This window comes from Pseudomonas oryzihabitans, from assembly GCF_024652905.1.
GTDB classification, from domain to species: Bacteria; Pseudomonadota; Gammaproteobacteria; order Pseudomonadales; family Pseudomonadaceae; genus Chryseomonas; species Chryseomonas benzopyrenica.
The window spans coordinates 1,695,960-1,715,194 of sequence record NZ_CP102428.1 but is presented as its reverse complement, the minus strand read 5'-3'; the positions used below and the strand labels follow the sequence as shown (position 1 = coordinate 1,715,194).

Here is a 19,235-nt window from a genome sequence, read left to right as displayed (position 1 = left end):
AGGCCAGGTTAAGCTCTGGCGTTTTGACGAGGAGTAGCCCATGGCAGACGAGTTGTACCTCGACAGCTTTCGCGAATGCCGACCCACGGGTGAGCCCTTGGCGACCCTGTTGCTGGCCCATGGCGCCGGCGCGGGAATGGACAGCCCCTTCCTGCAGCAACTGGCCGAGGAACTGGCCCGGCGCGAGATCCGGACCCTGAGATTCGACTTTCCCTACATGGCGCGGGCCCGCGCCGAGGGCAAGCGGCGTCCGCCCAATCCGGCGCTGGTGCTGCTGGAGCACTGGCGGGAGACGGTCGCCACCTGGCGCGCGGCAGAAAGCGGACCACTGTGGCTGGCGGGCAAGTCCATGGGCGGGCGGATGGCCAGTCTGCTGGCCGACGAACTGGGTGCGGCGGGCCTCATCTGTCTCGGCTATCCCTTCCACCCGGCGGGCAAGCCCGAGCGGCTGCGCACCGAGCACCTGGCGACCCTGGCCACGCCGACCCTGATCGTCCAGGGCGAGCGCGATGCCCTGGGCACGCGGGAGGAGGTGGCGGGCTATGCCCTGGCGCCAAGCATCGAGCTGCAGTGGATCGCCACTGCCGACCACGATCTCAAGCCGCTCAAGAGCAGCGGCCTGAGCCATTCCCAGGCGCTGGTGGAGACGGCGGCCTGGGTGGCGGCCTTCGTGCGGACCAGCGGCTAGATGACCCGGAAGCCGCTGGTGCCATCCCGCCGCAACTGCTCGACCAGGCCGAACTCCCAGTCCAAGTAGGCCTGCATGGCCTCGCGTGGGGCGTCGGTGCCCTCGTAGGGGCGCCGGTAACGGTCACGCCGAGTCGACAAGAGCTGTGTCTCGCCGGCTTCCACCGGCAGGCCGGCGGCCAGCCAGGCCGAGGTGCCACCCTCCAGCAGCAGGACCGGCCGGTCGGTAGTGGCCTGGGCATCGACGGCGGCGAAGGCGGCCAGTTGGCCACTGCCACAGGTGAAGACATAGCGCTCGGCGGGTGGCAGCGCTGCGGGCAGATCGGCGCGCAGCACCCAGGCGGCGCCCGGGATATGCCTTTGCACATAATTGGCACTGGCGGTGACGTCCACTACCAGGGTGCCCGGCTCGGCCAGCAATTCCTGCAACCGCGTCACCGAGATGCGCTCCACCGGCCCCGGCGTGGGCGCCGGTGCCTGCCAGGGGCCAGTGGCGCTCAGGGCGCCGGTCGGGATGTCGTCGACCACCGCAACCGCCCAGCCCATCTGCGCCAGCCAGGAGGCGCTCATGTTGGCGCGCACGCCGTCGTCGTCCACCAGGGCCAGGCGAGCACCACGCACCGGGGCGCTGTGATCGGTCTCCTGCACCAACTGGCCCCCCGGCGTCGAGCGGGCGCCGGGCAGGTGGCCGGCGGCGTATTCCTCGGGAGTGCGCACATCGATCAGGTAATTGGTCCGCTGGGCATCGCTGCGCCAGGTCTCCAGTTCGCTGAAGGGCAGGCGGGCGACGCCGGCGCGATCGGCGACCTGGCGGGCGCGGGCGGCGGCGGTCGCCCGGGTCGCCGGACTCACCGCACCGAAGCGGCGTTGCTGGTCGTGTTCCAGAGTCTGGCCGGCCAGGGTCCAGCCGATGGTGCCATTGCGCAGGGCGGCCACCGGATTGGGAATGCCAGCGTTGATCAGTGACTGGGCGCCGATCAGGCTGCGGGTACGGCCGGCGCAATTGACGATGACCCGGGTCCGCGGATCGGGTGCCAGCTCGGCCACCCGCAGCACCAGTTCGGCACCCGGCACGCTGACCCCACCAGGAATACTCATGGTCTGGTATTCCTCGAAACGGCGGGCGTCGAGGATCACCAGATCGGCGTCCTGCTCCAGCAGCGCCTGGACCTCTTCGGCGGGCAGCGAGGGGGTATGGCGCCGGGCTTCCACCAGCTCGCCAAAGGCCTTGCTCGGCACGTTGACGTCGATGAAGAGTTCGCCGCCGCTGGCGCGCCAGCCCGCCAGGCCGTCGTCGAGCAGGGCCACGTCGGTGTAGCCCAGGGCGTGCAGGCGTTCGGCCGCGCGTTCGGCCAGGCCCTCGCCATTGTCGTAGAGGGTAATGGCCACGTCGCGGCGCGGCAGTCGCGACCAGGCCTCCAGCTCCAGGCGCGACAGCGGCAGGTTGGCTGCCCACAGCGGATGGCCGGCGGCGAAGGGATCCTCCTCGCGGACGTCGAGCAGGGCGACCTCGGCGCCGGCGAGCAGGGCCTGGCGGATGTCTTCGGCGGTACGGATGGCGGTCATGGCGTGGCGGTCTCCTGGGACAGGTCCCACAGATTGGGCAGCTGGCGATTGGTGTAGCCGGAGATGAAGGGCTTTTCCTGGCCATCCGCGGCATAGACGGCGCGGCGCACGGCACCGATGTTGCCGCCATAGACGTGGATGCTGATGGAGGTGCGGTCGGCATGGGCGTTGCTGACCTGGTGGATGTCGCCCACCTGCGGCGAGACCGCTTCCACCTGGCCCGGCTCCAGGCGCACAGGCGGGCCTTCCGGCAGCAGGCGGCCGGCGGGGTCGCGGGCGAAGCTCTGGGCGGTCTCGGCGCCGCGCAGCATGCCGATCAGGCCCCAGGTGCGGTGGTCATGCACCGGGGTGGCCTGGCCCGGCCCCCAGACGAAACTCACCACCGAGAAGCGCTGGCGGGCATCGGCATGCAGCAGGTACTGGCTGTAGCGCCCGGGGCGGGGCAGGGCGCAGTCCTCGGGCAGCCAGTCGTCATGGCGGACCAGTTCGCCGAGCAGGGCGGCGCCGCGCTGCAGCAGCTGCGGTTCGGCAGGGTGTTCGTCGACCAGGGTGGCGAGGTCATGCAGGAACAGGCGCAGGCGGTCGAGCCTAAGGGTCATGGAGGGCTCCACGGATGAGACGGGTGGGCGATGACGGCCATTAAAGCAAGGCTGGCGCCCAGCACCTTAGATCGATTGGTTCTGTGCTGAAAACCATAATTCGCATATTTTTTAGTTTAGGTTATCCATAGTGTGCATATTAGGTTATGCGCAATCGATATTTCCGTCTCGGCGACTCCCAACGTTAGGTTCTAAGCAGACCAGGGCAACGCCCGTCGCCCTGGCGCCTCTTCTGCTTCTGGAGCCGCTGCATGACCGCCTTCCACAATGCCCTCGTCAGCGTCCGCGCCCAGGTGTCCGCCGCCGAATGGGAGGCGCGGGTCAAACTCGCCGCCGCCTATCGCCTGGCCGCCCGCGAACGCTGGACCGACCATATCTACACCCATTTCTCGCTACGGGTGCCGGGGCCGGACGCGCACTTCCTCATCAATCCCTTCGGCCAGACCTTCGACGAGATCACGGCCTCCTCGCTGGTGAAGGTGGACATCGACGGCAAGATCGTCCTCGACCCCACCGGGCTCGGCATCAACCCGGCCGGCTACGTGATCCACAGCGCCATCCATCGCGCCCAGCCGGACCTCCATGCGGTGCTGCACACCCATACCGCGGCAGGTATCGGCGTGTCCGCCCAGCGCGGCGGATTGTTGATGATTTCCCAGCACGCCATGAGATTCTTTGGCCGCTTGGCCTATCACGGCTACGAGGGCGTGGCCCTGGATCTGGACGAGCAGAGTCGACTGGTGGCCGACCTCGGGGCGCACCCGGCGATGATCCTCTGCAACCATGGGCTGCTCACCGTGGGCGCAAGTCTGGAAGAGGCCTTCTGGCACCTCTATTACCTGGAGCGTTCATGCGCGGCGCAACTGGCGGCCCAGAGCGGCGGCGCCGAACTGGTGATCGCCGCGGACGCCGTCGCCCAGAAGGTCAGCGATCTCATCCCCGGCAATCTGGCGCGCGGCGCCCATATTCGTCACTGGGACGCGGCGGTGCGCCAGCTGGAGCGCCATGAGGGCCGGGAGTACGCGCAATGAAGCGACTGCTCGCCACGCTGGGCCTGACGCTGTTGCTGGGACAGGCCCAGGCGGCTCCGGATCTTTCCGGGGTGACCCTGGTACTGGGCGACCAGGCCCGGGGACTGCGCGCCATGATGGAAGCCGCCGGGACCCTCGAAGGCGCGCCCTATAGCTATCGCTGGGCCAACTTCCAGGGCGCCGCGCCGCTGTTCGAGGCCCAACGCGTTGGCGCGGTGGACACCTCCTACGCCGGTGACCTGCCGGTGCTGATGGCCGCGTCCGGCGGCGTGCCGCTCAAGCTCATCGCCACCAATGTCGGCTATCCCCAGGCCAATGGGCTGCTGGTGCAGGCTGATTCACCGATCCGTTCGGTCAGGGACCTCAAGGGGCGCACCGTGGTGGTGTCCTCGGCCAAGGGCAGCATCTCCCAGCACCTGCTCTATGCCGCCCTGGAGGAGGCCGGACTCAAGCGTGAGGACGTGACGGTCAAGTTCGTGCTACCCACCGATGCCAGTGCCGCCTTCAACGCCGGGCAGATCGAGGCCTGGGCGACCTTCGATCCCTATCTAGGCATCGCCGAGCAGCACGGCGCCCGGCTGCTGCGCGACGGCCAGGGGCTGACCACTGCCCTGGGCTTTCTCACTGCCACGCCAGCGTCGCTGGAGGATCCAGCCAAGCGCGCCGCCATCGCCGATTTCGCCGGGCGCCTGGCCCAGGCACGGGCCTGGGCAGTCGCTCATCCGCAGGACTATGCCCGGGTCTACGCCGAATTGACGCGCCTGCCGGAAGGCGCCGCGGTGGCCATCTCCACCCGCACCTCCCACGGCTTGCGCCCGGTGCAGCCGGCGGACCTTGTCGCGGTGCAGCAGGTGGCCGATCTCTTCAGCGAACTCCAGGTGCTGCCCAAGCCGGTCGACGTCGCCGCCCTGGCCGATGCCAGTGTCTTTACCCAAGAAGCCAAACCATGACTCTCATCCGCCGTACCCTGCTGGCGCTACCGCTGCTGCTCGCCGCCAGCGCGGCCCTGGCCGCCGAGCCTCTGACCCTGCGCATCGCCGACCAGAAGGGCAACATGCGCGCCCAGCTGGAGGCCGCCGATGGCCTGCGCGACCTGCCGGGTTATCGCATCCAGTGGGCGGAATTTCCCGCCGCCGCGCCCCTGGCCGAGGCGCTCAATGCCGGCGCAGTGGATGCTGGCATCATCGGCGATGGTCCGCTGCTGTTCGCCCTGGCTGCCGGCGCGCCGGTCAAGGCCATCGCCGTGGACAAGTCCGATCCCTATGGCACGGCGGTGATCGTGCCACGCGACTCGCCGCTGCGCAGCGCGGCCGATCTCAAGGGCAAGCGCATCGCCACCGGGCGTGGCTCCATCGGCCACTACATCGCCCTCAAGGCGCTGGACTCGGTGGGCCTGACGGCCAAGGACGTGAGCTTTCGCTTCCTCGGCCCGGTGGACGCCAAGATGGCCCTGGCCAATGGCTCGGTGGATGCCTGGGCGACCTGGGAGCCCTATACCGCCCAGGCCGAACAGGTCGACGGCGCCCGGGTGCTGGTCAACGGCCGTGGGCTCTGGGCGGGCAACAGCTTCCTGGCTGCCACCGACACGGCTCTGGCCGATCCGGCTCGGCGCGCGGCATTGCAGGACTACCTCAATCGTCTGGCCGCTGCCCAGCGCTGGGGCTACGCCCACCTCGACAGCTATGCCAAGACCCTGGCGCAGATCATCGGCTTTCCCGAGGCGGTGGCCCGGCTGCAATTCGAGCGCCGCCAGCTGCACTGGGAACCCATCGACCGCCAGGTGGTGGCCGATCAGCAGGCGGCGGCGGATTTCTACCACCGCAGTGGCCTGATTCCGCAGCGGTTGGATGCGCAGGCGACCTTCGCCGAGGGGTTTCAGGTAGCCAAGCCGGACCAGCCGCGGCAGGCGGCGCGGGAGTAGGGCGGTGGTTCAGGTGTCCCTGGCCCGTTGGGCTTCGCTTTGCTCAGCGCCAACCTAAGGACCAGGCGCCAGGTAGTGGGAGTGGTTCCATCGGAGCTCAGCGCCAACCTACGTACGCTAGCGCCCCCTCTCCCTTTGGGAGAGGGCTGGGGTAAGGGAAAAGCCACACCGCCACCCGACCTATCCATATAATCCATCCTTATTTCAAAAACGCTGAACAACTTTATTAGGATATAAGCCAATTCCATGGATGAGCGTGCCACGATGCCTTTACGTCTTCCCTTCACCCGTCGTCCCCTGGCTTTGGGACTCGCCGTCAGCCTGCTCACCGGGCTGATCGCCGCACCCCAGGCGGCCCAGGCCGAGGGTACCCTGCGCATCTCCGAACAATTCGGCGTGTCCTATGTGATCCTCCATGTGCTGCGTGACCAGCAGCTGATCGAGAAGCACGGCAAGCAAGAGGGCGTCGACATCAAGGTCGACTGGATAAAGCTGTCCGGCGGCGCGGCCGTCAACGAGGCGGTGCTGTCGGGGGCGGTGGACGTAGGCTCCGCCGGGCTCGGACCGCTGTTCACGCTCTGGGACCGCACCCATGGTCGGCAGAACGTCAAGGCCGTAGCCAGCCTGGGGGCCTTTCCCAACTATCTGGTCACCAACAACCCGCAGGTGAAGACCCTGGCTGACTTCACCGCCAAGGACCGCATCGCCGTACCGGCGGTCAACGTCTCGGTGCAATCGCGCTTCCTGCAGTACGCCGCCGCCCAGGCCTTCGGCGAGAAGAACTGGAATCGCCTGGATCCCCTGACCGTGGCGGTGCCCCATCCGGATGCCACCGCCGCGGTGATCTCCGGCGGTACTGAGATCAACAGCCATTTCGCCAATCCACCGTTCCAGGAGCAGGAACTGGCCAGCGGCAAGGTGCACAAGGTGCTCAGTTCCTATGACGTGCTCGGAGGGGCCGTCTCGCCCAACCTGGTATTCGTCACCGAGAAATTCCGCCGGGACAATCCCAAGACCTACAAGGCCTTCTGCGAGGCGCTGATCGAGGCCGGGCAGATCATCGAGAAGGACAAGGCCGCCGCCGCCCGTACCTACGTGAAGGTCGAGAATTCCCGTCTCGATCCGGCACTGATCCAGCAGATCATCGAAAGCCCCGAGGTCAACTTCGACACGGCGCCGCAGAACACCTTGAAGCTGGCGGAGTTCATGTACCGCATCGGCGCCATCCGCAACCAGCCCAGCAGCTGGCAGGACTATTTCTTCGTCGACGCGCCCGACCAGAAGGGCAGCTGATCCCTTTTCCCTTACGGGTTCCACCGGACCACCGGACGAGCCCTCGACATCTCGAGGTCTCCCATGGCTATTCCCCCGATTTTCCAGCGCCTTGGGCTGCTCCTGGCGAGCACGACCCTGGCGCTGTCCGCCCAGGCGGCCGAGCTGCAGAAGATTCGCCTCGGCATCAACGACAGTCCGCAGAACGCCGCTCTGGAGCGCGCCGCCGAGGTGGCGCGGGACAGGGGCGTGGCGGTGGAGATCGTCGCCTTCAGCGACTGGAACACGCCGAATCTGGCGCTCGCCCATGGCGACATCGACGTCAACTACTTCCAGCATCAACCCTTCCTGGAAAATGCCAATGCCCAGAACGGCTACGGCCTGGTGCCCATCGGCTACGGGGTGGAAAACAAGGTCGGCCTCTATTCCAAACGTGTGAAAAGCTTTGCCGAGGTGCCGGACGGCGCCACCGTGGCGGTGGCCGACGATCCGGTCAACCAGGGGCGCGGGCTGCACCTCTATGCCCGCGCCGGCCTGATCCAGCTCCGGCCCGACGCCGGACCCAAGGCCAGCCTGCAGGACATCGTCGCCAATCCCAAGCAACTGAAATTCATCGAGCTGCCCGGGCCACAACTGGCGCGGGTGCTGGACGACGTGATCCTGGCGCAGAGCTATCCCTCGCACATCCTCGCGGCCGGCACGACGGATCCCAACAGCGCGCTGCTGTTCAGCGATGACGAGGCCAGCGGCCACCTCTATGCCCTGAGATTCGTGACCAAGCCGGAAAAGGCGGATGACCCGGCGATTCGTACCTTCATCCAGGTGTTCCAGAACGATCCGCGGGTGCGCGAGGCCATCGCCCAGGCCTATGGCAATCCGCAGCTCTACAGCCTGGCCTGGCTGAATCGGCAGGAGGTCGCCCGATGAACACTGCCCTGCGTAAACCCGCCGCGGCGGCGCAGCCGCCCCTCGAACCCCAAGCAGCCTCCGCGCGCGAGCATCTGCGCCTAAGCGGGGTGCAGAAGGTCTATACCGGCGGTGCGCTACCGGTGACCGCCCTGGCGGACATCGACCTCAGCATCGCCCGCGGCGAGATCTTCGGCATCATTGGCCGCAGTGGCGCCGGCAAGTCCAGCCTGATCCGCACCCTCAATCGCCTGGAAGACGTCAGTGCCGGCCAGGTGCTGGTCGACGGCGTCGACATCGGCACCCTGCAGGGCGACCGGCTGGTGGCGCTGCGGCGACGCATCGGCATGATCTTCCAGCACTTCAATCTGCTGGCCTCGCAGACGGTGCTGGAGAACCTGGCGCTGCCGCTCAAGGCCGCTGGCTTTCGCCGCGACGAGATCGAAGCCCGGGCCCGGGAATTGCTGGAACTGGTGGGCCTGCAGGGCAAGGAGCAGGTCTATCCCTCCCGTCTGTCCGGCGGCCAGAAGCAGCGGGTGGGTATCGCCCGTGCCCTGATGCTCAAGCCCGAGCTGCTGCTCTGCGACGAGGCCACCTCGGCGCTGGACCCGGAGACCACCCAGTCGATCCTAGCGCTGTTGCAGGACATCAATCGCCGCCTGGGGCTGACCATCGTGCTCATCACCCACGAGATGGCGGTGATTCGCCAGATCTGCGACCGGGTGGTGGTGCTGGAGCACGGGCGCATCGTCGAACAGGGACCGGTGTGGCAGCTGTTCGGCGCACCCCAGGCGGAGGCCACCCGGGCGCTGTTGGCACCCCTGGCGGCCCAGCTGCCGGCAGATCTGGCCAGGCGGCTCGGTACCACCCGGCAACCGGGCGCCCGGGCCGTGCTGGAACTCAGCTACGACGGTCGGGGTGCGGAGCCCGATTTCCAGGCGCTGGGCCAGGCCCTGGGGGCACCGGTCGAACTGCTGCATGGCGGTATCGACCGTATCCAGGGCCATGCCCTGGGCCGCCTGCTGGTGGCGACGGCAGCACCGGAGCGACGGCTGGCCAGCTTCCTGACCCAGACCGGGTTGTTTGCCCGGGCGGAGGTGCTGGGCTATGTCTGACTTCATGCTCAAGGCGCTGTGGAAGGCCTTTCTCGATACCCTGACCATGGTCAGCGTGTCCGCGGCCATCGTCTGGTTCGCCGGCATCGCCCTGGCGGTGGTGCTGGTCACCACCGGACGTGGCGCCATCTTCGCCGCGCCGACCCTCAACCGGGTGCTGGGTACGGTCATCAACGCCTTTCGCGCCACGCCCTTCATCATCCTGCTGGTGGCCCTGATCCCGCTGACGCGGCTGATCACCGGTACCACCATCGGCGTCTGGGCGGCGGTGGTGCCCATCACCCTCAGCGCCACGCCGTTCTTCGCTCGCATCGCCGAGGTCAGCCTGCGCGAGGTCGGCGGCGGGGTGATCGAGGCAGCCCAGGCGCTGGGCTGCGAGCGGCGCCACATCGTCTTCAACGTGCTGCTGCCGGAGGCACTGCCCGGCATCATCGGCGGCTTCACCGTGACCCTGGTGGCCATGATCGGCGCCTCGGCCATGGCCGGCGCCATAGGCGCGGGCGGTCTCGGCGACCTGGCGATCCGCTACGGTTACCAGCGCTACGACAGCCAGGTGATGGCCGTGGTGATCGCCATCCTGGTGGTGCTGGTGTGCGGCATCCAGTTCATCGGCGATCGCTACGTGCGGCACCTGCGGGCGCGTTAACTCCTCGTTCTTTCCCTTGCGACGCCCGGAGCGGCCCTTGGTCCTCCGGGCGTCGTCGTTTTCGATATTGGACAGTCAGCGGGCAAAAGCCCAGGCCAGAGCCTCTGCCTGCTGTTGCGGAGGAGACAGGGACCCAACAGGTGCCTGGGTCGAAACAGCCTGTCGATGCCAAGATTTTCTTTTAAATGATTGATTTGTAAGGATTATCTCTGTTGGTCCGGTTCTTGATTAGTCCAGGGTAGCCATCATCTCGACCGCCCTCGACGGCGGCGTCACCTGGAGGAAACAACCGTGTCCCACGTCCCCGTCAAATTCGCCTATTGGGTCCCCAACGTCAGCGGCGGCCTGGTGGTCAGCACCATCGAGCAGCGCACCCACTGGGGCATCGACTACAACCGCAAGCTGGCCCAGCTCGCCGAGCAGGCCGGTTTCGACTATGCCCTGACGCAGATCCGTTTCACCGCCGGTTATGGCGCCGAGTACCAGCATGAATCGGTGGCCTTCAGCCATGCGTTGCTGGCCGCCACCGAGCGGCTCAAGGTGATCGCCGCCATCCTGCCCGGCCCCTGGAATCCGGCGCTGGCGGCCAAGCAGCTGGCGACCATCGACCAGCTCACCAATGGCCGGGTCGCCATCAACCTGGTGTCCGGCTGGTTCAAAGGCGAATTCCACGGCATCGGCGAGCCCTGGCTCGACCACGACGAGCGCTACCGGCGCTCCGAGGAATTCATCCGCGCCCTCAAGGGCATCTGGACCCAGGACAGCTTCAGCTTCGCCGGCGACTTCTATCGCTTCCGCAACTACACCCTCAAACCCAAGCCGCTGCAGCAGCCGCACCCGGAGATCTTCCAGGGTGGCAGCTCCCGCGCCGCACGGGACATGGCGGCGCGGGTCTCCGACTGGTACTTCACCAACGGCAACACCCCCGAGGGTATCCGCGCCCAGGTCGAGGACCTGCGCGCCAAGGCCGCGGCGAACGGTCATTCGATCAAGGTCGGCGTCAATGCCTTCGTCATCGCCCGGGACACCGAGGCCGAGGCCCGCGCGGTGCTCGACGAGATCATCGCCAAGGCCAACCCGGAGGCGGTCCAGGCCTTCGGTCACGAGGCGCGCAATGCCGGCGCGGCCAGTCCGGAAGGCGAGGGCAACTGGGCCAAGTCCAGCTTCGAAGACCTGGTGCAGTACAACGACGGCTTCAAGACCAACCTGATCGGTACCCCCGAGCAGATCGCCGAGCGCATCGTCGCCCTCAAGGCGGTGGGTGTGGATCTGGTGCTGGCGGGCTTCCTGCACTTCCAGGAAGAGGTGGAGTACTTCGGCCGGCGGGTGCTGCCGCTGGTGCGCGAACTCGAAGCCCGGGCCGCGGCCCAGGCGGCGGCCTAGACCATGGGCGCGAGCCTGGCCACGCGCCCGGTCCTTCTGGAGGTCAGCGACCTGGCGCTGGCCTTCGGCGGGGTCACGGCCTTCGCCGAGGTCGGCTTCCAGGTTCGCGAAGGCGAGATCTGCGCCTTGATCGGGCCCAATGGCGCCGGCAAGAGTTCGTTGCTCAACGTGATCAACGGCCTCTACCGACCGCAGCGGGGTAGCGTGCGGCTGGCCGGATCGAGCCGCGCGCTGCGTCGCCCGCAGGCCGCGGCCCACGCCGGAGTGGCGCGCACCTTCCAGAATCTGGCGCTGTTCAAGGGCATGAGCGTGCTCGACAACGTGCTCACTGGGCGCGGCCGCCATCGGCGGGCCTCCTGGCTGGAGCAGGCCCTAAGCCTGGGCCGCGCCCCGGCCGAAGAGCGGGCGCAACGGGCAGTGGCCGAGCGGGCACTGGATTTCCTGCAACTGGGGGCCTGGCGCGACACTGCCGTGTGCAGCCTGCCCTATGGCCTGCAGAAGCGCGTGGAGCTGGCCCGGGCGCTGGCGGCCGAGCCGCGGCTGTTGCTGCTGGACGAACCCATGGCCGGGATGAACGCCAAGGAGAAGCGCGAGCTGAGCGGCTACATCCAGGCCATCAACCGCGAGCACGGGGTCACCGTGGTGCTGATCGAGCACGACATCCAGGTGGTGATGCAGCTGGCGGATCACGTGGTGGTGCTGGACTACGGTCGCCTCATCGCCGACGGCGCACCCGCCGTGGTGCGCCGGGATCCGGCGGTGATCGCCGCCTATCTCGGGACCCGTCACTAGAAGTTGTTGACGATCTGCTGCGCGTCGGCCAACCGGCGTTGGAAAGACCTTCGGAATGCTCATTTACCACTCGTAAACTCCGCTTCCTCAGGCCTTTCCGCCTTGTTTGGCTCTAGCTCGCGAGATCGTAAACAGCTTCTAAGGACACTGGACGCCTCAGGGAGAAAATCATGGCGTTTTTCTTGGAAGTCTTGCTCGGCGGCCTGCTCGCCGGGGTGATGTATGCCCTGGTGGCCCTGGGCTTCGTGCTCATCTACCGGGCCTCGGGCGTGTTCAACTTCGCCCAGGGCGCCATGCTGCTGTTCGCCGCCCTGACCTACGTCAGCTTGGTGGAGCGCGGGCTGCCCGGCTGGCTGGCGCTGCTCAGCACCCTGGGCGTCATGGTGCTGCTGGCGGTGGCGGTGGAGCGCACGGTGCTGCGGCCGCTGGTGAATCGCTCGCCGCTGGTGCTGTTCATGGCCACCCTGGGCCTGGCCTATTTCCTCGAGGGCGCCGCCCAGGCGTTGTGGGGCGCCCAGGTGCATGGTCTGGACCTGGGTATCGAGGATACCCCGCTGGAGGTGGGCGATCTCTTGCTGTCGACCTTCGACCTGTTCGCCGCGGCGGTGGCGGCGGTGCTGGTGATCGGACTGTCGCTGCTGTTCGAGCGAACCCGCTTGGGCATCTCCCTGCGCGCCGTGGCCGACGATCCCTTGGCGGCCCAGGCAGTGGGCATTCGTCTGCCGCGCATCTGGGTGCTGGTGTGGGCGGTGGCCGGTTGCGTCGGCCTGGTGGCGGGCCTGCTCTGGGGCGCGCGGCTGGGAGTGCAGTTCTCGCTGTCGCTGATCGTACTCAAGGCGCTGCCGGTGCTGATCATCGGCGGCTTCTCCTCGGTCACCGGGGCCATCGTCGGCGGCCTGCTGATCGGTGCCAGCGAAAAACTCGCCGAGGTTTATCTCGGCCCCCTCATCGGCGGCGGCCTGGAGAACTGGTTTCCCTATGCCTTCGCCCTGGTATTCCTGCTGATTCGACCGGTCGGCCTGTTCGGCGAACCTACGGTCGAGCGCGTCTAGAGGACTTCCCATGACCACCTCCCTCGACGCCCTGACGGCGCGTCCGCTGTCCCCTCGTGCCCCTGCGTTGCGACCCGCCCGCCTAGCGCTGGTCGCGCTCCTGGCCTTGGCCTGCGGTGTGGTGCCCTGGGTCGGCACCGACTACCTGTTCAATGCCCTGCTGATTCCCTTTCTGGTGCTGGCCTTGGCCGGGCTGGGGCTTAATCTGCTCACCGGCTATGCCGGCCAGCTGTCGCTGGGCTCGGCCGCGTTCATGGCGGTGGGCGCCTTCGCCACCTACAACCTGCAGGTGCGCCTGGGCTGGCCCCTGCCGCTGTGCCTGTTCGCCGGTGGCTTGCTGGCAGCCCTGGTGTCGCTGCTGTTCGGCCTGCCCAGCCTGAGGATTCGCGGCTTCTACCTGATCGTCTCCAGCCTGGCCGCGCAGTTTTCTATCGTCTGGGCCCTGACCCGCTTCGACTGGTTCTCCCATGGTAGTGCCTCGGGGGTGATCAGCGCGCCGCCGCTGGTGTTGCTGGGCCAGGACTTCAGCGGGCCGCTGGGGCGCTATCTGGCCACCCTGGTGGTGGTGCTGGCGCTGTTCGCCTTCGCGGCGCGACTGGTGCACGGCGAACTCGGCCGGACCTGGATGGCGGTCCGTGACCGCGAGACGGCCGCTGCGGTGATGGGTCTGTCGGTGGTCCGGGCCAAGCTGCTGGCCTTCGCCCTGAGTGGCTTCTACCTGGGCATCGCCGGTGCGCTCTGGGCCTTCACCTACCTGGGCACCGTCGAGCCCCACGGCTTCGACCTGAGTCGCTCTTTCCAGATCCTCTTCATCGTCATCCTCGGTGGACTCGGCAGCCTGGCCGGCAGCCTCTATGGGGCCGCCTTCATGGTGCTGTTTCCGCTGCTGCTCTCCAACCTGGCCGGCTGGCTACCCGCTGACCTCATCGCCGCCGGCCAGCTGGAGAACCTGCAGAAGATGGCCTTCGGCGCCCTGATCATCCTGGTGCTGATCAAGGAACCCGAGGGCCTGACCCGCCTGGCCACCCGCGGCTGGCAACGCCTGTGCCGCCGCTGACATCCCGTTTGCCGGCGAGAAGGCTCGCCGGTCTCACACCTTCACAAGGCCCACACCCCCAACAAGGAAAGTCCCCATGTGCAAACGTCATCTGCTCGGCAGCCTCGTCCTGGCCCTGGGCCTCACCACCCTCGGTCCGGTCCAGGCCGCCGGCGAGCAATACTTCCCGCTGCAGAGCTATCGCGTCGGTCCCTATGCGGCAGGGGGCACGGGCTTCTTCGGTGGCTTCATCGACTACCTGAAGTACGTCAACGCCAACGGTGGCGTGAACGGCGTCAAGCTGGTGTGGAGCGAATGCGAGACCGAGTACATCGTCGAGAAGGGCGTGGAGTGCTATGAGCGCCTGAAGAATGGGCGGAACGGCGCGCCCGCGGCCGCCACCAATCCGCTGTCGGTGGGCATCGCCTACGCCACCCTGGAAAGGTCCACCGCCGACCGGCTGCCGCTGATCACCATCAACCATGGCCGTACCGATTCCACTGACGGCAGCGTCTTTACCTATGTCTTCCCGCTGCAGCTCAATCCCTATTCGGAGGTCTCGGCCATCCTCAACTGGATCGCCCTGCAGGGCGGCGGGGTCGATAGCCTCAAGGGCAAGAAGATCGTCACCCTCTACCATGGCTCGCCCTACGGCAAGGAAACCAACGAGGTGCTGCAGCAGCTGGCGGATCGCTACGGCTTCGCGCTGACCCTGCTGGAGGTACCGCATCCGGGCAACGAGCAGCAATCCCAGTGGCTCAACATCCGCCGCATCAAGCCCGATTGGGTGATCCTGCGCGGCTGGGGGGTGATGAATCCGGTGGCGATCAAGACCGCGCAGAAAGTTGGTTATCCGGTCGACCACATCATCGGCAACATCTGGAGCAATTCCGAGGAAGACGTCCGCCCGGCCGGGGCGGCGGCCAAGGGCTTCCTGACCATCACCACCCACCCCTCGGGCACCGACTTCCCGGTGCTGCAGGGCATCGCGCGCGACGTGGTGGCCAAGGGGCAGAGTGACCTCGCCGATCCCAAGCGCTTCGGCACCGTCTACTACAACCTCGGCGTGGTCAACGGCATCCTCAACGTCGAGGCGCTGCGCCTGGCCCAGGCCAAGTACGGTGACAAACCCCTCAGCGGCGAGCAGGTGCGCTGGGGTTTCGAGCACTTGAACCTGGACGATGCCCGTCTGCAGGCCCTGGGCGCCAAGGGCTTGGTGCAGCCGCTCAAGCTCTCCTGCGCCGACCACGAAGGCGGCGGCGCCATCCGCATCCAGCAGTGGGATGGCGAGAAATGGCAGCTGGTGAGCGACTGGGTGCAGGCCGATCGCGCCTTCCTGCGACCGATCATCGAGGCCTCGGCCAGGCAGTACGCCAAGGAAAAGGGCATCACGCCGCGTGACTGCAGCAAGGAGGGCTGAGACATGACGACCACCCCCTTGCTGGCGGTCGAGGCCATCGAAGTCCGTTACGACGGCGCCATCCTGGCCGTCGATGGCGTCAGTCTGCAGGTCGGCCAGGGCCAGGTCGTGGCCTTGCTCGGCGCGAATGGCGCCGGCAAGAGCACCACGCTCAAGGCCATCTCGGGGCTGCTCGGCGCCGCCCGCGGTAGCCTGGTCCGCGGTGCCATCCGCTATGCGGGGCAGGACCTCGCGGGCCAGTCGGCCGATGCCCGGGTCCGCGCCGGACTGGTCCAGGTGCTGGAGGGGCGCCACTGTTTCGGGCGACTCAGCGTGGAGGAAAATCTGCTCAGCGGCGGTTTCGTCCGCCGCCTAGGGCGCGCCGCGCAGCGTGAGGAACTGGAGCGCATCTATGCCTGGTTTCCTCGCCTGGCCGGCAAGCGCCGGCAGCTGGCGGGTCTGACCTCGGGCGGCGAGCAGCAGATGATCGCCCTGGGTCGCGCGCTCATGGCGCGGCCTCGCCTGCTGCTGCTGGACGAACCCTCCATGGGCCTGGCGCCGCTGCTGGTGGAGGAGATCTTCGCCAGCGTCGCCCGGCTCAACCGGGAGGAGGGCCTGAGTGTGCTGATGGCCGAGCAGAACAGTGCCATCGCCCTGGACTATGCCCATCAGGCCTTCGTGCTGGAAAGCGGGCGGGTGGTGCAGTCCGGCGTGCCCGGTACGGGCCTGACGCGCGAGGCGGTGCAGGCGGCCTACCTGGGGGTGGGCTAAGCTCCCGTGACGACCAGGGAGCCCACGCCATGAACAAGACCTCCTACAACGCCATCGCCGATACCTTTCGCCAGGCCCGCGTCAGCCTCAGGGACGACGAGCGTCGCTACCTGGACGTGCTCCTGGAAAAGCTCGAACCCGGCGCCACCCTGCTCGATCTGGGCTGCGGCACCGGCACCCCGGTGGCCGCCGCCATCCTCGCCCAGGGGCATCGCGTGCTGGGTGTCGACCAGGCGGCCGCCATGCTGGCCCATGCGCGGCGGGAATTTCCCAAGCAGCGCTGGATCGAGGCGCGGCTGGAAACCTACGCCTGCGCCGAGCCCTACCAGGGCGCGCTGCTGTGGGATTCGCTGTTTCATCTGGAGCGCCGCTGGCACGCGACCCTCCTGGCACGGGTGATCGGCGGGTTGCCACGGGGTGGCCGCCTGATGCTGACGGCCGGCGGCTCGGCGAACGAGGCCTTCGTCGATACCATGTTCGACCAGCCATTCTTCTATGACTCGCATCCGCCGGAAGAGCTGCGTGCCCTGCTCGTGGCGCAGGGCGTGCGCATCCTCATCGACGAATTCATGGACCTGCCCGACGGGGGGCGGAACCGGGGGCGCTGCGCCTTCGTCGTGGAAAAGCTCTGACGCTCCAAGAGAACGAGGCTTCGATCAGTCCTTCCAGCCCGGCTGGTAGAGGGTGCCATGGGCCTGGTCCAGGGCAGCGCGGACCTTGGGCGAGTGCTGGTAGACATTGATCAGCTTGGCCAGGCGTGGATCGTCCTTGTTGTCCGGGCGAGCGACGAACTGGATGACGTACTCGGGGTGGTCGAGGCCATCGAACAGCAGGGCCTGGTTGGGATCGATGGTCTTGGCCAGGCGCAGATAGTGGGGATAGCCCTGGGCCACGTCGACGTCGTCCAGGGAGCGGGCCAGCTGCACGGCTTCCAGCTCGACGATCTGGATATCGCGGGGATTGCCGGTGATGTCCGCCAGGGTGGCGTGGTAGCCGACGCCGGGCTTCAAGGTGATGAAGCCGGCCTTCTCCAGCAGCAACAGGCCACGGCCGCCATTGATGGCATCGTTGGCGATGGCCACCCGCGCCCCCTTGGGCACCTCGGCCAGGGTCCGGTACTTCTTCGAATAGAGCCCGACGTTGTTGATGATCCCCGGCGCCACCGCCACCAGGTCATAGCCGGCGGTGCGCTTGGCGTTCTCCAGAAAGGGGATGTGCTGGTAGTAGTTGGCGTCGATGTCGTGGTTGGCGAGACTGGTGTTGGGGGCGATCCAGTCGCTGAATTCGACGATCTCCACGTCCACGCCGGCAGCCTTGGCCTCCTGCACCGCCACTTCCAGGGGCGGGGCGAAGGCGGCGGTGGTACCGATCTTGAGGGGGGCAGCCAGGGCTGCGGTGCTGAAGAGGCCGAGGGCGAACAGCAGAGGTTTGAGGCGGGTCATGGGGCGTCCTTGAAGGGTCAGTCCTGGCGGAAACGACTGCCGAAGTGGCGGCTGTCGAGGTGGTCACCGCGGCCGAACAGCTTGTGTCTGAAGCTGCCCTCGGCGTAGGCGGTCTTGTAGCGTCCCCGGCTCTGCAACTCTGGGATCACCAGATCGATGAAGTCGCCGTAGCACTCCGGGGTAACGGTGCGGGCGAGGTTGAAGCCGTCCAGCCCGGTTTCGTCGATCCAGCCGAGCAGGGCATCGGCCACCTGCCTGGGATCGCCGACCAGGGCGGTGTAGCGGCCACCCAGGGCGTGCTGCTCCAGGAGCTTGCGGCGGGTCCAGCCGGCGTCCTTGGCCACCAGGCGCTTGAGCGCCGATTCGATGGCCTCGGTCCGTTGCGGGCGGATGGGTTCGTCGAGGCCATAGGTGGCCAGGTCGATGCCCACCGAGGCTGAGTGGTGGGCCACGCCGGCCTCGGCGCTGGCATAGCTCAGGTATTCGGCGTGCTTGTCGCGGGCCTCGGCGGCGGTGGGGGCGACGATCACCGTGAGGCCCATGAACAGCTTGACGTCATCCGCGCGCCGGCCGGCGGCCACTGCCGCGCCACGGACGCGCTCGACCTGGGCGCGGGTGGCGGCCTGGTCCTGCCCGGAGATGAACACGCACTCGGCGTGGCGCCCGGCAAAGGCCAGGCCGCGATCCGAGGAGCCGGCCTGGAACAGCACCGGGGTGCGCTGCCGCGAGGGCTCGCAGAGGTGATAGCCCTCGACGTCGAAGAATTCGCCATGGTGTTCGACCTTGCGCACCCGCTCTGGGCGCGCATAGATCCGCTGGGCACGGTCACGGACCACCGCATCGTCGGCCCAGCTGCCTTCGAGCAGCTTGTAGAGCACTTCCAGGTATTCATCGGCCTGGTCGTAGCGGCGGTCGTGGGCGATCTGCCGGTCCAGGCCCATGGCGCGGGCGGCGCTGTCCAGGTAGCCGGTGACGATGTTCCAGCCGACGCGGCCTTCGCTCAGGTGATCCAGGGTCGAAAGACGGCGGGCGAAGGGGTAGGGCGGCTCGTAGGTGAGGTTGGCGGTCAGGCCAAAGCTCAGGTGCCGGGTGCTGGCGGCCATGGCCGAGACCAGTAGGAGGGGGTCATTGACCGGCAACTGGATGGACTCGCGCAGGGTAAGGTCGACGTTGCCGCCATAGACGTCGTAGACACCGAGGATGTCGGCGATGAACAGGCCGTCGAACAACCCGCGCTCCAGCAGCTGGGCCAACTCGGTCCAGTAGCCCAGGGTGTGGTAGCGACTGGAGGTGTCCCGTGGATGGGTCCAGAGGCCATGATTGATGTGGCCCACGGTGTTCATGTTGAAGGCGTTGAGCAGCACCTGCTTGGCGGGGGCGGTCATGGGGCGGGCGCCCCTGCGGGGAGAAAGGTCCGGAGCACAGCCATGGGATCCTCGAGGTAAAGGCGAAAGGAGAGATCCGGTGGTCCGGTGGTTATACGTTAGCCGCTAGATATCCGACGGTTTAAATAGCCTTTTGGAATATAGTTAAGGCGTTCATGGGTATGTCGCTCCCCTCTAACCAAATTCCAAATCGGTATCAATCTGACCTTTGCCTATTCCTTATCGTGGCCGG

19 protein-coding genes are annotated in these 19,235 nt (G+C 67.3%); 15 read left to right on the top strand and 4 right to left on the bottom strand.

Annotated elements, in window-relative coordinates:
- The first annotated feature begins 40 nt into the window (after positions 1 to 40).
- A complete protein-coding gene (locus NRG74_RS07945) occupies positions 41 to 688 on the top strand; it encodes an alpha/beta family hydrolase (protein WP_257706237.1) in 648 nt (215 codons plus the stop codon).
- Here NRG74_RS07945 and NRG74_RS07940 read toward each other — a convergent pair.
- Both NRG74_RS07940 and NRG74_RS07935 read right to left on the bottom strand, forming a co-directional pair.
- Positions 685 to 2,253: a rhodanese-related sulfurtransferase gene (locus NRG74_RS07940; RefSeq protein WP_257706236.1), complete on the bottom strand. Its 1,569-nt coding sequence runs from the start codon at positions 2,251 to 2,253 to the stop codon at positions 685 to 687. The two genes, NRG74_RS07945 and NRG74_RS07940, sit on opposite strands and share 4 nt — an antisense overlap.
- Complete coding sequence (locus NRG74_RS07935) at positions 2,250 to 2,852, bottom strand: cysteine dioxygenase (RefSeq protein ID WP_257706235.1); 603 nt, start codon at positions 2,850 to 2,852, stop codon at positions 2,250 to 2,252. Before NRG74_RS07935 ends, NRG74_RS07940 begins: the two co-directional genes overlap by 4 nt.
- A 251-nt stretch (positions 2,853 to 3,103) precedes the next feature.
- Between NRG74_RS07935 and NRG74_RS07930 the strand changes: the two genes are divergently transcribed.
- The 14 genes from NRG74_RS07930 to NRG74_RS07865 all read left to right on the top strand — a co-directional run bounded on the left by NRG74_RS07930 (position 3,104) and on the right by NRG74_RS07865 (position 16,808).
- Positions 3,104 to 3,883 (top strand): class II aldolase/adducin family protein, encoded by a 780-nt coding sequence (locus NRG74_RS07930; protein ID WP_257706234.1) that lies wholly within the window; start codon positions 3,104 to 3,106, stop codon positions 3,881 to 3,883.
- A complete protein-coding gene (locus NRG74_RS07925; RefSeq protein WP_257706233.1) occupies positions 3,880 to 4,833 on the top strand; it encodes an ABC transporter substrate-binding protein in 954 nt (317 codons plus the stop codon). Before NRG74_RS07930 ends, NRG74_RS07925 begins: the two co-directional genes overlap by 4 nt.
- Positions 4,834 to 4,838: 5 nt before the next feature.
- Entirely contained in the window at positions 4,839 to 5,804 is a 966-nt protein-coding gene (locus NRG74_RS07920; protein WP_257706570.1) for an ABC transporter substrate-binding protein, read from the top strand.
- A 264-nt stretch (positions 5,805 to 6,068) separates the two neighbouring features.
- Entirely contained in the window at positions 6,069 to 7,097 is a 1,029-nt protein-coding gene (locus NRG74_RS07915; RefSeq protein ID WP_257706232.1) for an ABC transporter substrate-binding protein, read from the top strand.
- A gap of 63 nt (positions 7,098 to 7,160) precedes the next feature.
- The gene (locus NRG74_RS07910; RefSeq protein ID WP_257706231.1) at positions 7,161 to 8,003 is read left to right on the top strand and encodes a MetQ/NlpA family ABC transporter substrate-binding protein; all 843 of its coding nucleotides are present in this window, start codon (positions 7,161 to 7,163) and stop codon (positions 8,001 to 8,003) included.
- Entirely contained in the window at positions 8,000 to 9,097 is a 1,098-nt protein-coding gene (locus NRG74_RS07905; RefSeq protein WP_257706230.1) for a methionine ABC transporter ATP-binding protein, read from the top strand. The genes NRG74_RS07910 and NRG74_RS07905 overlap by 4 nt, the downstream gene beginning before the upstream one ends.
- Positions 9,090 to 9,743, top strand: coding sequence for a methionine ABC transporter permease (locus NRG74_RS07900; protein WP_093249046.1), 654 nt, complete (start codon positions 9,090 to 9,092; stop codon positions 9,741 to 9,743). Before NRG74_RS07905 ends, NRG74_RS07900 begins: the two co-directional genes overlap by 8 nt.
- A gap of 291 nt (positions 9,744 to 10,034) precedes the next feature.
- Positions 10,035 to 11,126: a dimethylsulfone monooxygenase SfnG gene (gene sfnG, locus NRG74_RS07895; protein ID WP_017639641.1), complete on the top strand. Its 1,092-nt coding sequence runs from the start codon at positions 10,035 to 10,037 to the stop codon at positions 11,124 to 11,126.
- A 3-nt stretch (positions 11,127 to 11,129) separates the two neighbouring features.
- Entirely contained in the window at positions 11,130 to 11,918 is a 789-nt protein-coding gene (locus NRG74_RS07890; RefSeq protein ID WP_257706229.1) for an ABC transporter ATP-binding protein, read from the top strand.
- A 170-nt stretch (positions 11,919 to 12,088) separates the two neighbouring features.
- Positions 12,089 to 12,970, top strand: a complete 882-nt coding sequence (locus NRG74_RS07885) for a branched-chain amino acid ABC transporter permease (RefSeq protein WP_017639643.1) — start codon at positions 12,089 to 12,091, stop codon at positions 12,968 to 12,970.
- Positions 12,971 to 12,980: 10 nt separating this feature from the next.
- On the top strand, positions 12,981 to 14,027 hold the full coding sequence (locus NRG74_RS07880) for a branched-chain amino acid ABC transporter permease (RefSeq protein ID WP_257706228.1): 1,047 nt from the start codon (positions 12,981 to 12,983) through the stop codon (positions 14,025 to 14,027).
- A 76-nt stretch (positions 14,028 to 14,103) separates the two neighbouring features.
- Positions 14,104 to 15,426 (top strand): ABC transporter substrate-binding protein, encoded by a 1,323-nt coding sequence (locus NRG74_RS07875; RefSeq protein WP_257706227.1) that lies wholly within the window; start codon positions 14,104 to 14,106, stop codon positions 15,424 to 15,426.
- Between the two features lie 3 nt (positions 15,427 to 15,429).
- On the top strand, positions 15,430 to 16,176 hold the full coding sequence (locus NRG74_RS07870) for an ABC transporter ATP-binding protein (protein ID WP_068383928.1): 747 nt from the start codon (positions 15,430 to 15,432) through the stop codon (positions 16,174 to 16,176).
- Positions 16,177 to 16,205: 29 nt separating this feature from the next.
- Positions 16,206 to 16,808 (top strand): class I SAM-dependent methyltransferase, encoded by a 603-nt coding sequence (locus tag NRG74_RS07865; protein ID WP_257706226.1) that lies wholly within the window; start codon positions 16,206 to 16,208, stop codon positions 16,806 to 16,808.
- Positions 16,809 to 16,832: 24 nt separating this feature from the next.
- Here the strand turns inward: NRG74_RS07865 and NRG74_RS07860 are convergent, their stop codons facing one another.
- Positions 16,833 to 17,618: a MetQ/NlpA family ABC transporter substrate-binding protein gene (locus NRG74_RS07860; protein ID WP_257706225.1), complete on the bottom strand. Its 786-nt coding sequence runs from the start codon at positions 17,616 to 17,618 to the stop codon at positions 16,833 to 16,835.
- Positions 17,619 to 17,635: 17 nt separating this feature from the next.
- Positions 17,636 to 19,003: an LLM class flavin-dependent oxidoreductase gene (locus NRG74_RS07855; protein WP_257706224.1), complete on the bottom strand. Its 1,368-nt coding sequence runs from the start codon at positions 19,001 to 19,003 to the stop codon at positions 17,636 to 17,638.
- Between the last annotated feature and the right edge of the window lie 232 nt (positions 19,004 to 19,235).

Coding starts and splice junctions, on each gene's coding strand:
- NRG74_RS07945 (WP_257706237.1), top strand. CDS start 41: ATGGCAGACGAGTTGTACCTCGACAGCTTTCGCGAATGCCGACCCACG.
- NRG74_RS07940 (WP_257706236.1), bottom strand. CDS start 2,253: ATGACCGCCATCCGTACCGCCGAAGACATCCGCCAGGCCCTGCTCGCC.
- NRG74_RS07935 (WP_257706235.1), bottom strand. CDS start 2,852: ATGACCCTTAGGCTCGACCGCCTGCGCCTGTTCCTGCATGACCTCGCC.
- NRG74_RS07930 (WP_257706234.1), top strand. CDS start 3,104: ATGACCGCCTTCCACAATGCCCTCGTCAGCGTCCGCGCCCAGGTGTCC.
- NRG74_RS07925 (WP_257706233.1), top strand. CDS start 3,880: ATGAAGCGACTGCTCGCCACGCTGGGCCTGACGCTGTTGCTGGGACAG.
- NRG74_RS07915 (WP_257706232.1), top strand. CDS start 6,069: ATGCCTTTACGTCTTCCCTTCACCCGTCGTCCCCTGGCTTTGGGACTC.
- NRG74_RS07910 (WP_257706231.1), top strand. CDS start 7,161: ATGGCTATTCCCCCGATTTTCCAGCGCCTTGGGCTGCTCCTGGCGAGC.
- NRG74_RS07905 (WP_257706230.1), top strand. CDS start 8,000: ATGAACACTGCCCTGCGTAAACCCGCCGCGGCGGCGCAGCCGCCCCTC.
- NRG74_RS07900 (WP_093249046.1), top strand. CDS start 9,090: ATGTCTGACTTCATGCTCAAGGCGCTGTGGAAGGCCTTTCTCGATACC.
- NRG74_RS07890 (WP_257706229.1), top strand. CDS start 11,130: ATGGGCGCGAGCCTGGCCACGCGCCCGGTCCTTCTGGAGGTCAGCGAC.
- NRG74_RS07885 (WP_017639643.1), top strand. CDS start 12,089: ATGGCGTTTTTCTTGGAAGTCTTGCTCGGCGGCCTGCTCGCCGGGGTG.
- NRG74_RS07880 (WP_257706228.1), top strand. CDS start 12,981: ATGACCACCTCCCTCGACGCCCTGACGGCGCGTCCGCTGTCCCCTCGT.
- NRG74_RS07875 (WP_257706227.1), top strand. CDS start 14,104: ATGTGCAAACGTCATCTGCTCGGCAGCCTCGTCCTGGCCCTGGGCCTC.
- NRG74_RS07870 (WP_068383928.1), top strand. CDS start 15,430: ATGACGACCACCCCCTTGCTGGCGGTCGAGGCCATCGAAGTCCGTTAC.
- NRG74_RS07865 (WP_257706226.1), top strand. CDS start 16,206: ATGAACAAGACCTCCTACAACGCCATCGCCGATACCTTTCGCCAGGCC.
- NRG74_RS07860 (WP_257706225.1), bottom strand. CDS start 17,618: ATGACCCGCCTCAAACCTCTGCTGTTCGCCCTCGGCCTCTTCAGCACC.
- NRG74_RS07855 (WP_257706224.1), bottom strand. CDS start 19,003: ATGACCGCCCCCGCCAAGCAGGTGCTGCTCAACGCCTTCAACATGAAC.